Raw genomic sequence first — 12,706 nt, forward strand, 5'->3', positions numbered from 1 at the left:
GTCAGCCTTTCTTGGAATGGGTCTTGGAATGGGGCCGGTGCGCGGACCGGCTCAGGATATTGGCCCCAAGCGCCTCGAGTGCGGCGCGCAACGAAGGGTCCTGCGTGCCGTTCACCGTTTCGGCGGCACGGCTGCGGATCTCGGGGGCGGGTTCGGGTCTGGGTGCGGGCGGGGCGGGCGTGAACTCGGCCTGCCCCTCGGCAAAGCCCATCGGGGCGGTCTGGGTCAGCAGCACGCGCGAAATCGCGTTGTAGCCATAGCAGGCATTCACCTTCTCGCGGATGCGGGGAAGCTGCATCTGCAAGATCGGGGCCGCCGCGCCAAGCGTCAGAAGCGTAAGCGTGGCACCCAGCCCGCCCTTGCCATAGCCGATCCTGACCGGGCGGGTCTGGGCGGCGATCTCTTCGCCCACCACTTCGGGCCAATGCGTGAACAGCCGCGACACCGCGAAACCGCGGCTTTCGCCCGCGGTGCGGATCCGGTCCTTCAGCAGGTTCGCCGCGGGCTCGAAGCCACGCATCCTGCGATCGGGGGACTTGCTTCTCATCGGCTGTCTTTTCCTCACTCGGCGTCTATTCTAGGCAGGTGCTGCGCCAATGCCAGCGGATAGGAACGACACGAGGCATAAAGATTGCGTGACGAGGATGTAAGAGCGGCCGGCGCGGCCCTGCTGGAATGGTATGACGGCGCGGCCCGCGTGATGCCCTGGCGGGTGGGCCCCGAGGCCCGCCGCGCCGGCCAGCGACCCGACCCCTACCGTGTCTGGCTGTCCGAGGTGATGTTGCAGCAGACCACCGTTGCCGCCGTGCGCGATTACTTTCGCCGCTTCACCGACCTCTGGCCCGATATCGGCGCGCTTGCCCGCGCCCCGGACGATATGGTGATGGCCGAATGGGCCGGGCTTGGCTATTACGCAAGGGCGCGCAACCTGCTCAGATGCGCGCGCATCGTGGCCAGCGATCTTGACGGGCGGTTCCCCCAAAGCGCGCAGGGCCTGCGCGCACTCCCCGGCATCGGGCCCTATACCGCCGCCGCCATCGCCGCCATCGCCTTCGACGAACCCGCAACCGTCATCGACGGGAATGTCGAACGCGTCATAAGCCGCCTTTTCGCAATCCAGAACTCGCTGCCTGCCGCCAGGCCCGAGATCGCCCGCCATGCCGAAAGGCTGACCCCCGCCCTGCGGCCCGGCGACCATGCGCAGGCGATGATGGATCTGGGCGCCACGATCTGCACCCCGCGCAACCCCGCCTGCGCTCTGTGCCCCCTGCGCGAAATGTGCCGGGCGCGGGCCAAGGGCATCTCCAGCGATCTGCCACGCAAGGCCCCGAAGCCGCAAAAGCCGCAGCGGGCCGGCTTTGCCTATGTCGCCCGCGACGCGCATGGCGGCATCCTGCTTGAACGCCGCCCCGGCCACGGGCTTCTGGGCGGCACGCTCGGCTTTCCCGGCTCGGACTGGAGCGAAGCGCCCGATCCTGCGCCGCCCTTTCCGGCCGACTGGCGCCCCGGCCCGTCCGAAGTGCGCCACACCTTCACCCATTTCCACCTGCGCCTGACGGTCCTTGTGACCTTGGTCGCGGGGCGGGCACCGGGCTTCACCGCGGCCGAGGACTTTCGCCCAGCCGCCCTGCCCACCCTGATGCGCAAGGTCTGGCAGGCGGCACAAAGCGCCGATTGGCCGCAGCCACCGTGATTGCACGACAATCATGCCCCGCTATGATCCGCCCCGCAGCCAAGTGCCGGAAAGCCGATGTCCACGCCCGAAGAAATCCGCAAACCCTCGCACGCATTGCCGTTCTGGCTTTCGCTAGGAACGGTGCCGCTGATCGTCCTTGGCGCGGTGGCAGGGGGATGGACCCTTCTGCTGCTGCCGCTTTACGCCTGGCAACTGGTGACGCTGCTCGATGTGTTCCTTGGCCGGAACGAGGATCAGCCCGACATCTCGACCAATGATGCCGATCTTTTCTGGTATCGCCTGATCACCCTGATCTGGCCTCCGATCCAGTTCTGTATCGTCTTCGGCACTATCTGGTGGGTGCGCCATACCAATCATCTGAACACGGCCGAGATGATCGGGCTGTTTTTCGGCGTCGGCGTGATCTCGGGCACGATCGGGATCGTCTACGCGCATGAGCTGATGCACCAGAAAAGCCGGATGGAGCGCTGGCTGGGTGACCTGCTGCTGGCGATGGTGCTTTATTCGCATTTCCGCAGCGAACATCTTCTGGTGCATCACGCCTATGTCGGCACCCCGCGCGATGCGGTCTCGGCGCGCTATAACGAGGGCTTCCACCGGTATTTCCTGCGCGTCCTGCTCAGCTGCCCGCCCTCTGCGTGGCGGATCGAGGCCGCGCGGCAGGCCCGTGCCGGGCGCAAGGCGTGGCACCGCTCCAACCCGTTCTGGCGCTACGGCGGGCTGCAACTGGGCGCATTGCTGCTGGCCTGGGCGCTTGGCGGGCTGCCAGGCATCGGCCTTTTCGTCTTTCAGGCCTTCATCGCGGTCTGGCAGCTGGAGCTGACCAATTACATCGAGCATTACGGGCTGACGCGCGAATATCTCGGCAATGGCCGCTACGAGCCGGTGCGCCCGCATCACAGCTGGAATGCCTCGCATACGGCCTCGAACTGGCTGCTGATCAATTTACAACGCCATTCGGACCACCATGTCCGCCCCGATCGCCGCTTTCCGCTTCTGCAAACCTATGCGCCGGAGACCGCGCCGCAGCTTCCGCTCGGCTATCCGGCAATGACCCTGCTGGCAATGATCCCCCCGCTCTGGCGGCGGCGCATGAATCCAAGGGTGCGCGCCTGGCGGCGCCGGCATTACCCCCATGTGTCGGATTGGGGCAGCTACAACCGGGCGCGCAACCCCCTGCCGGGCGGCGCAGCCTGAAATCTCGGAAGCCTCCGGCGGGAATATTTGGACTCTGAAGAAATGCCGCATCTTCAGAGAAAAAATATCCCCCGCGGAGCGTCCGCGCCCTCCGCGAAAGGCGCGCTCAGGTCACGACGCGCAGGGTCAGGTTGATCCGCCCGCCTTTCGGCAGAAGCACCGAGCTTCCGGGCGCGATTCGGTCGATCCCGTGATATAGAAGTCGTGCCGCGCCCCCCATCACCATCACATCGCCCGAGCGCAGCCACAGGCTTTGCGTCCGCCCGCCCCGGGTTTCGTTTCCGATGCGGAAAAGCCCGTCATCACCCAAAGAGATGGATACCACCGGCGCGGTGAAATCGGCCTCGTCCCGATCCTGGTGCATCCCCATGCGGGCATTGTCGGCATAGTAGTTCACAAGGCAGCATTCAGGTGGGCGAGCGCATCCCGAAACCGCCTGCCAGACCGTCAGGACGGATTGCGGGATCACGGGCCAGGGGCCACCCTCGGGGTGGCGTTCGGCATAGCGGTAGCCGCGCCGGTCCGACACCCAGCCGAAGCGCCCCGCCGACGTCATGCGCACCGACATCAGGCGGCCATAGGGGGTCATCGGCGAGAAAAGCGGCGCGGCGGCGACCACGGCGCGCAGATCCGCCAGCATCGCGGCCTGCTCGGCCGCCGAGAGCCAGCCCGGATAATGCAGAAAGCCCCGGATTTCCTGCGCCGCGGGCCGGGGGTGCTGTGCGGGCCCGGGCTGAGCGGTTTCCTTCATTTGTAACAAGCTTCCTTCGGATCGGGTTCTTGCAGGGCCTTTGACCCCTCCTTATATACGCCGGGAAGCCGGATGCGGGGCAACCCAGCTTCCGGATCATGAACTGAAACCCTGGGATAGGGGTCGGGGGCCCGATCGGGACCCGCGCTCCGTCAAATCGCCGTAACAAGAGGTAAAGATATGGCCAAAGTCATCGGGATCGACCTCGGGACGACCAACAGCTGCGTTGCCATCATGGACGGATCGCAGCCCCGAGTCATCGAGAACTCCGAAGGGGCGCGCACGACGCCCTCAATCGTCGCCTTCACCGACAGCGAGCGCCTTGTGGGCCAGCCCGCGAAGCGTCAGGCCGTCACCAATCCGAGCAACACGATCTTCGCCGTCAAGCGCCTGATCGGCCGCCGCGTCACCGATGCCGAGGTCGAGAAGGACCGCAAGCTGGTGCCCTACAACATCGTCGACGGCGGCAACGGTGACGCCTGGGTCGAGGTCAAGGGCGAGAAATATTCCCCCGCACAGATCAGCGCCGTGATCCTTCAGAAGATGAAGGAAACCGCCGAAAGCTATCTGGGCGAAAAGGTCGAACAGGCCGTGATCACGGTTCCGGCCTATTTCAACGATGCACAGCGCCAGGCCACCAAGGACGCGGGCAAGATCGCGGGCCTTGAGGTTTTGCGCATCATCAACGAGCCGACGGCCGCCGCACTGGCCTACGGGCTGGACAAGAAGGAATCGAAGACCATCGCGGTCTATGACCTTGGCGGCGGCACCTTCGACATCACCATCCTCGAGATCGACGACGGTCTGTTCGAGGTGAAATCGACCAATGGCGACACTTTCCTTGGCGGTGAAGATTTCGACATGCGGATCGTGAACTACCTCGCCGAGGAGTTCAAGAAAGAGCATGGCGTCGACCTGACCAAGGACAAGATGGCGCTTCAGCGTCTGAAAGAGGCCGCCGAGAAAGCCAAGATCGAGCTTTCCTCGAGCCAGCAGACCGAAATCAACCAGCCCTTCATCTCGATGGACGCCTCTTCGGGCACGCCGCTGCACATGGTCATGAAGCTGACCCGCGCCAAGCTGGAAAGCCTGGTGGGCGATCTGATCAAGGCCTCGCTGAAGCCCTGCGCCGCGGCGCTGAAGGATGCGGGCCTGTCCAAGGGCGATATCGACGAGGTGGTTCTGGTCGGGGGCATGACCCGCATGCCGAAGGTCATGGAAGAAGTGACCAACTTCTTCGGCAAGGAGCCCCACAAGGGCGTGAACCCCGATGAGGTCGTGGCGCTTGGCGCGGCGATCCAGGCCGGCGTCCTGCAAGGCGACGTGAAGGATGTGGTCCTTCTGGACGTGACCCCGCTGAGCCTCGGGATCGAGACCCTGGGCGGCGTCTTCACCCGCCTGATCGACCGCAACACCACGATCCCGACGAAGAAATCGCAGATCTTCTCCACGGCCGAAGACAACCAGAACGCCGTGACGATCCGCGTCTTCCAGGGTGAGCGCGAGATGGCCGCCGACAACAAGCTGCTGGGCATGTTCAACCTTGAGGACATCCCGCCCGCACCGCGCGGCATGCCGCAGATCGAGGTCACCTTCGACATCGACGCCAACGGCATCGTCAGCGTTTCGGCCAAGGACAAGGGCACGGGCAAGTCACAGAACATCACCATCCAGGCCTCGGGCGGTCTTTCCGACGAGGATATCGAAAAGATGGTGCGCGACGCCGAGGCCAATGCCGACGCCGACAAGCAGCGCCGCGAGCTGGTCGAAACCCGCAACCAGGCCGAAAGCCTGCTGCACTCGACCCGCAAGTCGCTTGATGAGCATGGCGACAAGGTGGACGGTTCGACCGTCGAGGCGATCGAACTGGCGATGAACGCCCTTGAAGAGGCGCTCAAATCCGACGACGTGGGCAAGATCAAGGGGGGCGTGTCCAACCTGACCGATGCCGCGATGAAGCTGGGCGAGGCGATCTACAAGGCGCAGGCCGCCGAGTCGGACTCTGCCGAGGCCGACGAGGATGCCCCGCGCGGCGTGGACGACGATATCGTCGATGCCGATTTCGAGGATATGGGCGACGACAAGCGCAAATAAGCGCAAGGAACAGGGAAGCGGGCTTGCGGGCCCGCTTCCGCGTTCCCCCAAGGGGGCAAGGGAATGGCAAAACGTGATTTCTACGAGGTTCTGGGCGTGGCCCGCGGCGCCTCGGCCGAAGAGATCAAGAAGGCCTATCGCACGAAGGCCAAGGAACTTCACCCCGACCGCAACAAGGACAAGCCCGATTGCGAGGCCCAGTTCAAGGAAGTGAACGAGGCCTATGACATCCTGAAGGATGCCGACAAGAAGGCGGCCTATGACCGCTTTGGCCATGGCGCCTTCGAGGGCGGCATGGGCGGCGGCGGTCCGCGGGGCGGTTTCGCGCAGGGCGATTTCGCCTCGGCCTTCTCGGACGTGTTCGAGGATCTGTTCGGCGATTTCATGGGCGGCCGCGGCGGCCAGGGCGGCGGTCGGTCGCGCGCGACGCGCGGATCGGACATGCGCTACAACATGCGCGTCACGCTGGAAGAGGCCTTCGCTGGCGTGCAGAAGCAGATCACCGTCCCCGGCTCGGCCACCTGCACGGAATGCAACGGCACCGGTGCCGAGGGCGGGGCCGAGCCCGCCACCTGCCCGACCTGTTCGGGCATGGGCAAGGTGCGCGCGCAGAACGGCTTTTTCACCGTCGAGCGAACCTGTCCCACCTGCGGCGGCCAGGGCCAGGTGGTGAAGAACCCCTGCCGCGCCTGTCACGGCGCGGGGCGGACCGAAAAGGAACGCACGCTTTCGGTCAATATCCCGGCCGGCGTGGAAACCGGCACCCGGATCCGCCTTGCGGGCGAGGGCGAGGCCGGCCTGCGCGGCGGACCCTCGGGCGATCTTTACATCTTCATCGAACTGCGCGAGCACCCGATCTTCCTGCGCGACGGGCTGACGCTGTTCTGCCGGGTGCCGATCTCGATCGCCACGGCCGCGCTTGGCGGCGAGGTCGAGGTTCCCACGATCGACGGCGGCCGTTCGCGCGTGAAAGTGCCCGCCGGAAGCCAGTCGGGCCGCCAGATGCGCCTGCGCGGCAAGGGCATGCCCGCCCTGCGCGGCGGCGGTGCGGGCGACATGGTGATCGAACTGGCCGTGGAAACGCCGGTCAACCTGACCCACCGGCAAAAAGAGATCCTGCGCGAATTCGAGAAGATCGAGGCCGAGAACAACCCCGAAGGCGCGTCTTTCTTCAAGAAGGTCAAGACGTTCTGGGACGGAATGAAGGGATGAGGGGGCGCCTGCGGGCGCCCTTTTCCGTTTACGGTTAAGACTTTCTTCACTTCGACTCGGCCATGCTGCGGGCATGACACGCACGCCGCCCGCCTTCCGCGAAGCCCCGCTGCCGCTTTTCGGTGACCCCGACGAGGCGGCGTCGATCCCGCTGCCGCAGGGGCGGCTGCCCTCTTATATCCAGGACCATCGCAAAAGGCTGCGCGCCCGTTTCATGGAGGGTGGCGCCACCGCGATGCCGGATTACGAATTGCTGGAGCTTGTGCTTTTCCGCGCAATCCCGCGCCAGGACGTGAAACCCCTTGCGCGGCGGCTTCTGGACCTGTTCGGGGATTTCAACCGCGTGCTGTCGGCCCCGCCCGACCGGCTGGCCGATGTGCAGGGCGTGGGCGATGCCGTCGTGCAGGAGCTCAAGATCGTGGAGGCCGCGGCGCATCGCATGGCACGCGCAAGGGTGATGAACCGCGCGGTCCTGTCGTCCTGGGATGCGCTTCTGGACTATTGCCACACAGCCATGGCGCACCGCGAGACCGAGCAGTTCCGCGTCTTCTACCTTGACCGCAAGAACGTCCTGATCGCGGATGAGGAACAGGCCCGCGGCACGGTCGACCATGTGCCCGTCTACCCGCGTGAGGTGGTCAAGCGCGCGCTGGAGCTGAACGCCTCTGCGCTGATCCTTGTCCACAACCACCCCTCGGGCGACCCAACCCCGTCAGAGGCCGACATCACCATGACCGCCCGGATTCAAGAGGCCGCAAGCGTGCTGGGCATCGTGCTGCACGATCACCTGATCATCGGCAAAAGCCGTGAGCTCAGCTTCCGCAGCGCGGGGTATCTTTAGTCGCGCGCCGCAAAGACCAGCGGCAGGGCGGGAAGCCGCATGACCACCGCATCGCCGATCGCATCGCAATCGGGCATGGCGACCCGGATCGCCACGGGGTCTTCGCCGCGCCCGCCAAGGCTGCGTTGCGAGACCGCTTCAAGATCGGTGCCGCAGGTCGCTTCGTTCACGGGGGCCACGAATTCAAGGGCAATCTCGGCCAGGCCCGCGGGCGCGGAATAGATTTGCGCGAACCGCGGGGCGGGGGCTTCTTCATCCCCAAGCACCGTGAGGTATCCGCCAAGCGCGGTGCCCGTAACGCGCGGTGCCGTGGCCGAGACATGGCCGGTTTGCGCAACCGTGGCCCCCGCTTCGAAGACGTGCAGCCCGATCGCGGGATCGGTGTCCCACGAGAGCGCCACGCGATTGAGCGCGGCGGCGCCGGGCACGCTCAGCGCGGCAGTGGTACGGAGCCCGTCCGGAAAGACGGCTTCGATCCGTGCCTCAGGGCCAAGGGCGGGAACCGCGCCTTGCCATTTGCCGGCCGCATCGGTTTGCCCGGTAAAACCGATCGCCCCCTGGTTCAGCGTAAACGGCGAGTTCGCCGCACAGGGTGCATCGATCTCGACGGCGACGAAGGCATCAGGCGCGGCGGAAAGCGAAAGGGTGGGGGCCCGGGCGCAAACATGCGCAAACCCACCCGAGGGCGCGTCGGCAGCCAGGTCCATGCCGGGAAGCTCAAGATCAGCGGGAAGGCGGATCATCGGAACCGGAGGAAACGAAGTCCCGGCGCCCCCGGAGGCCACGCGCGGCGCGGCGCCCTCTGTCCCGGGCTGACTGGAAACCGGCGTGATCCCGGTCACCCCAAGCGCGGCCCCGACGGAACCGGGCAACGGATCGCCCCGCAGGCGCGCGCCGATCTCGTTGGAGTTCTGCATCATGTGCCCCGTGGCCGCCGCAACAAGAAAGGTCGCGGCAATCGTCATGACATGCTTGGCGTTCTTCATCATCCCCTCCACGGCGTCACTCATACAAGCAAAGCCTAGGGGGGGAACTGGGCGAAGCGATGACCCACGCAGGGCATTATCTGGCCTGAAACTGGTGAAGAGGCAGGCAAATCTCTGCGATATATAGCGCCAAGAAGTGACGCAGGCTCAATATATGGAAAGGGCGGCCCGCGCCGCCCTGCCCATGCCTTAATTCCGCCGCGTCACGCCAGGCGGCCGTGGCAATGCTTGAACTTCTCGCCCGAACCGCAGGGGCAGGGATCGTTGCGCCCCGGATCGCCCCAGGTCGTGATGTCGTTCTCGTCGAAACCGGGGCGGGCGTCGGGATTGGGCGCTTCGGGGGCGGGCGGCGGCGCGGACTGGCGCAGAAGGGCGGCCTGCTCTTCGGGCGTCAGCGGGCGCACCTGGGCCAGCCGCCTGGAGACATCGGCGCGAAGGCTGTCAAGCATCGCCTCGAACAGCTGGAAGCTTTCAGTCTTGTATTCCGACAACGGATCGCGCTGCGCATAGCCACGGAAACCCACAACCGAGCGCAGATGTTCAAGCGTCACCAGATGCTCGCGCCACTTGGTGTCGATCACCTGCAACAGGATCTGCTTTTCGATCGAACGCATGGTCTCGGGGCCGAAGGCCTCGGCCTTTTGCGCCATATAGGCATCGCAGGCCTCTTCGATGCGCTCGCGGATCGTGTCCTGATCGACGCCCTCTTCATTGGCCCAGTCGGCCACCGGAACGTCGATGTTCAGCCCGTCGATCAGCGCGGCGTGCAAGCCGTCGGTGTCCCACTGATCGGCATAGGTCTTGGCGGGCATGTTCAGATCGACCAGATCCGAGATCACCTGGTTGCGCATATCGCGCGCGATATCCGCGATATCCTCGGCTTCCATGATTTCGCGGCGTTGGCTGAAGATCGCCTTGCGCTGATCGTTCATCACGTCGTCGAATTTCAGAAGCTGCTTGCGGATGTCGAAGTTGCGCCCTTCGACCTTGGCCTGCGCACGTTCGAGCGATTTGTTGACCCAGGGGTGGATGATCGCCTCGCCCTCTTTCATGCCCAGCTTCGAGAGCACGCTGTCCAGCTTGTCCGAGCCGAAGATGCGCATCAGGTCGTCTTCCAGCGACAGGAAGAACAGCGAGCGCCCCGGATCGCCCTGACGGCCCGAGCGGCCGCGAAGCTGGTTGTCGATGCGGCGGCTTTCATGGCGTTCGGTGGCCAGGACGAACAGCCCGCCGGCCTCGATCACCTTCTGCTTTTCCTCGGCATGCGCGGCCTCGATCCGGGCGCGCAGCTCTTCGGGATGGGCCTCGGGACTGGCGGCCAGTTCCTCAAGCACCTTCATCTCGACATTGCCGCCAAGCTGGATGTCGGTGCCGCGGCCGGCCATGTTGGTGGCGATGGTGACAGCGCCAAGGCGGCCCGCATCGGCCACGATCTTGGCCTCTTTCTCGTGCTGGCGGGCGTTGAGAACGTTATGCGCCACACCCTCTTTCTTCAGCATCTCCGACAGCATCTCCGAGCGTTCGATCGAGGTGGTGCCCACAAGGATGGGCTGGCCCTTCTCGTTCGCCTTCTTGATCGCGTCGATCACGGCATCGTATTTCTCGCGCGCGGTGCGATAGACGCGGTCATGGTCGTCCTTGCGCTGGACGGGGCGGTTGGTGGGCACCTCGACAACGCCCAGCCGGTAGATCTCGGCGAATTCCTCGGCCTCGGTCGCGGCGGTGCCGGTCATGCCGGCCAGCTTGTCGTAAAGCCGGAAATAGTTCTGGAAGGTCACGCTGGCCAGCGTCACGTTCTCGGGCTGGATGGTGACGTCTTCCTTGGCCTCGATCGCCTGATGCAGTCCGTCCGACAGGCGGCGGCCCGGCATCATGCGGCCGCTGAATTCGTCGATCAGCACCACCTCGTTGTCGCGCACGATATAGTTTTGGTCGCGGTGGAACAGCTTGTGGGCGCGCAGTGCCTGGGTGACATGGTGCACGATGGTCGTGCTTTCGGGATCGTAAAGCGACTGGCCCTCGGGCAGGATGCCGTCTTCCTGAAGCCGCTGTTCGAGGAATTCGTTGCCCTCTTCGGTATAGGTAGCGTTGCGGCCCTTTTCGTCCAGCTTGAAATGCTCTTCCCGGATCTCGGGGATGTAGCGGTCAAGCGTCTTGTAAAGCTCGGATCGGTCCTGCGAGGGCCCCGAGATGATCAGCGGCGTGCGCGCCTCGTCGATCAGGATCGAGTCGACCTCGTCGACGATCGCGTAGAAATGGCCGCGCTGCATCATCTCTTCGACCCTGCCGCGCATGTTGTCGCGCAGATAGTCGAAGCCAAGTTCGTTGTTCGTGGCGTAGGTCACGTCCGCGGCATAGGCGGCGCGCTTTTCCTCGTCGCTCTGGAACGGCACCACGACGCCGGTGGTCAGGCCCAGATGGCCATAGACCTTGCCCATCCATTCGGCATCGCGCCGCGCCAGATAGTCGTTGACGGTGACGATATGCACGCCTTTGCCGGCAAGCGCGTTCAGATAGGCCGGGAAGGTCGCCACAAGCGTCTTGCCCTCGCCCGTCTTCATCTCGGCGATATTACCCTGATGCAGGAAGATCCCGCCCATAAGCTGGGTGTCGAAGGCGCGCAGGCCAAGCGCGCGCTTGGCAGCCTCGCGGCAGTTGGCGAAGGCTTCGGGCAAAAGCGCGTCCAGCTTTTCGCCCTGCTGGGCGCGCGTGGCCAGCTCTTCGGTCTTGGCCCTGATCTCCTCGTCCGAGAATTTCTCGTATTCCGCTTCCAAAGCGTTGATCTTTGCCACCAGCGGGCGGGTCGATTTCACCTTGCGGTCATTGGGGGTGCCAAAGACCTTCCTTGCGACTGTTCCGATGCCCAGCATTTGCTCTCCGCGGGTTCGACTGACCTAATCGTGTGACGAGTGGCCTTGCCCGATCCCTCAAGCCCGCCTAGAACGACAGGCGAAAAAGGGTGGAGCGGCCTTCACAGGACCCTTGGCGATGTAAGCTTCGCCCACCAGAGTGTCAACGCCGCGGGGTGCCGCGGCCCTGAGGGAGTGGCTCGAATGCCCATGATGAAGAAACTTCTTGGTGCGACGGCGGTCGCCTTCGCCTTGGCGCAAAGCGCGGGCGCGGCGGATCTGAACGCCGACAGCGTCATGGCCACCGTGAACGGAGCCGAAATCACCCTGGGCCACATGATTGCGGTGCGCGATACGCTTCCCGCCGAATATCAGCAACTGCCCGACGACGTTCTGTTCGAGGGGATCCTGGAGCAGCTGATCCAGCAGACCGCCCTGGCCGAGATCGGTGCCGCGGACATGACCAAGCGCGACGAGATTGCGCTTGAGGTCGAACGGCGCGCCTATCTGGCGGGCTCCGTTCTGGACAATACCGCCAAGACCGCCGTCACCGAAGAGGGCGTCCAGGACGCCTACAAGACCCGCTTCGCCGAGGCCGAGCCGACCCGCGAATACCATGCCGCCCATATCATCGTCGGCACCGAGGAAGAGGCCGCCGCGATCAAGGACGAGATCGAGGGCGGCGCGGATTTTGGCGATGTGGCGAAAGAGAAATCCACCGATGGCGCGGCCGCGAATGGCGGCGATCTGGGCTGGTTCGGGCTGGAAGCCATGGTCAAGCCCTTCGGCGATGCCGTCGCCGCGATGGAGCCGGGCGGCCTGGCCGGGCCGGTGCAGACCGAATATGGCTGGCATGTCGTCAAGCTGATCGACACGCGCCTGGCCGAGGCCCCCTCGATCGAGGATGTCCGCGCCGAACTTGAGGGCGATCTGCGCCAGAAGGCCGTGGAAGCGCGCGTGACCGACACGGTCGAGCAGGCCAAGGTCGAGAAGATGACCGAGGGGATTGACCCCGCGATCCTGAAAGATCAGACGATTCTGGGCAACTGATCCCGGCAACGTAAGAGAGGGCGGCGCATC

Annotated in this window: 10 protein-coding genes; 6 read left to right on the forward strand and 4 right to left on the reverse strand. The window is 65.0% G+C overall.

Features of this window, described 5'->3' with window-relative positions; genetic code table 11:
• Position 1: 1 nt before the first annotated feature.
• Positions 2-547: a DUF721 domain-containing protein gene (locus AC4PTO_RS15835; RefSeq protein WP_492730100.1), complete on the reverse strand. Its 546-nt coding sequence runs from the start codon at positions 545-547 to the stop codon at positions 2-4.
• An 84-nt stretch (positions 548-631) separates the two neighbouring features.
• Here AC4PTO_RS15835 and AC4PTO_RS15840 point away from each other — a divergent pair, with 84 nt between their 5' ends.
• Positions 632-1,693 (forward strand): A/G-specific adenine glycosylase, encoded by a 1,062-nt coding sequence (locus AC4PTO_RS15840; RefSeq protein ID WP_492730101.1) that lies wholly within the window; start codon positions 632-634, stop codon positions 1,691-1,693.
• Positions 1,694-1,750: 57 nt separating this feature from the next.
• On the forward strand, positions 1,751-2,893 hold the full coding sequence (locus tag AC4PTO_RS15845; protein ID WP_492730102.1) for an alkane 1-monooxygenase: 1,143 nt from the start codon (positions 1,751-1,753) through the stop codon (positions 2,891-2,893).
• A gap of 106 nt (positions 2,894-2,999) precedes the next feature.
• Here AC4PTO_RS15845 and AC4PTO_RS15850 read toward each other — a convergent pair whose 3' ends face one another.
• Positions 3,000-3,644, reverse strand: a complete 645-nt coding sequence (locus tag AC4PTO_RS15850; protein ID WP_492730104.1) for an alpha-ketoglutarate-dependent dioxygenase AlkB family protein — start codon at positions 3,642-3,644, stop codon at positions 3,000-3,002.
• Positions 3,645-3,824: 180 nt separating this feature from the next.
• On the opposite strand from AC4PTO_RS15850, the gene dnaK reads away from it, so the two are divergent.
• The 3 genes from dnaK to radC all read left to right on the forward strand — a co-directional run bounded on the left by dnaK (position 3,825) and on the right by radC (position 7,791).
• The gene (gene dnaK / locus AC4PTO_RS15855; RefSeq protein WP_492730106.1) at positions 3,825-5,738 is read left to right on the forward strand and encodes a molecular chaperone DnaK; all 1,914 of its coding nucleotides are present in this window, start codon (positions 3,825-3,827) and stop codon (positions 5,736-5,738) included.
• A gap of 63 nt (positions 5,739-5,801) precedes the next feature.
• On the forward strand, positions 5,802-6,950 hold the full coding sequence (gene dnaJ, locus AC4PTO_RS15860; RefSeq protein ID WP_492730108.1) for a molecular chaperone DnaJ: 1,149 nt from the start codon (positions 5,802-5,804) through the stop codon (positions 6,948-6,950).
• A 73-nt stretch (positions 6,951-7,023) separates the two neighbouring features.
• Positions 7,024-7,791, forward strand: coding sequence for a RadC family protein (gene radC / locus AC4PTO_RS15865; protein WP_492730110.1), 768 nt, complete (start codon positions 7,024-7,026; stop codon positions 7,789-7,791).
• Here radC and AC4PTO_RS15870 read toward each other — a convergent pair.
• Both AC4PTO_RS15870 and secA read right to left on the reverse strand, forming a co-directional pair.
• Positions 7,788-8,801 (reverse strand): hypothetical protein, encoded by a 1,014-nt coding sequence (locus tag AC4PTO_RS15870; RefSeq protein WP_492730111.1) that lies wholly within the window; start codon positions 8,799-8,801, stop codon positions 7,788-7,790. The two genes, radC and AC4PTO_RS15870, sit on opposite strands and share 4 nt — an antisense overlap.
• 179 nt (positions 8,802-8,980) lie before the next feature.
• Positions 8,981-11,647, reverse strand: a complete 2,667-nt coding sequence (gene secA / locus AC4PTO_RS15875) for a preprotein translocase subunit SecA (protein ID WP_492730113.1) — start codon at positions 11,645-11,647, stop codon at positions 8,981-8,983.
• 189 nt (positions 11,648-11,836) lie between these two features.
• Here secA and AC4PTO_RS15880 point away from each other — a divergent pair, with 189 nt between their 5' ends.
• Entirely contained in the window at positions 11,837-12,676 is an 840-nt protein-coding gene (locus AC4PTO_RS15880; RefSeq protein WP_492730115.1) for a peptidylprolyl isomerase, read from the forward strand.
• Positions 12,677-12,706: the final 30 nt, after the last annotated feature.

The sequence above is a fragment of the Rhodobacter maritimus genome (assembly GCF_058747975.1).

Excerpts from the sequence above, each read along its gene's own strand:
- AC4PTO_RS15835 (WP_492730100.1), bottom strand. The coding sequence starts at position 547 with ATGAGAAGCAAGTCCCCCGATCGCAGGATGCGTGGCTTCGAGCCCGCG.
- AC4PTO_RS15845 (WP_492730102.1), top strand. The coding sequence starts at position 1,751 with ATGTCCACGCCCGAAGAAATCCGCAAACCCTCGCACGCATTGCCGTTC.
- AC4PTO_RS15850 (WP_492730104.1), bottom strand. The coding sequence starts at position 3,644 with ATGAAGGAAACCGCTCAGCCCGGGCCCGCACAGCACCCCCGGCCCGCG.
- dnaK (WP_492730106.1), top strand. The coding sequence starts at position 3,825 with ATGGCCAAAGTCATCGGGATCGACCTCGGGACGACCAACAGCTGCGTT.
- dnaJ (WP_492730108.1), top strand. The coding sequence starts at position 5,802 with ATGGCAAAACGTGATTTCTACGAGGTTCTGGGCGTGGCCCGCGGCGCC.
- radC (WP_492730110.1), top strand. The coding sequence starts at position 7,024 with ATGACACGCACGCCGCCCGCCTTCCGCGAAGCCCCGCTGCCGCTTTTC.
- AC4PTO_RS15870 (WP_492730111.1), bottom strand. The coding sequence starts at position 8,801 with ATGAGTGACGCCGTGGAGGGGATGATGAAGAACGCCAAGCATGTCATG.
- secA (WP_492730113.1), bottom strand. The coding sequence starts at position 11,647 with ATGCTGGGCATCGGAACAGTCGCAAGGAAGGTCTTTGGCACCCCCAAT.
- AC4PTO_RS15880 (WP_492730115.1), top strand. The coding sequence starts at position 11,837 with ATGATGAAGAAACTTCTTGGTGCGACGGCGGTCGCCTTCGCCTTGGCG.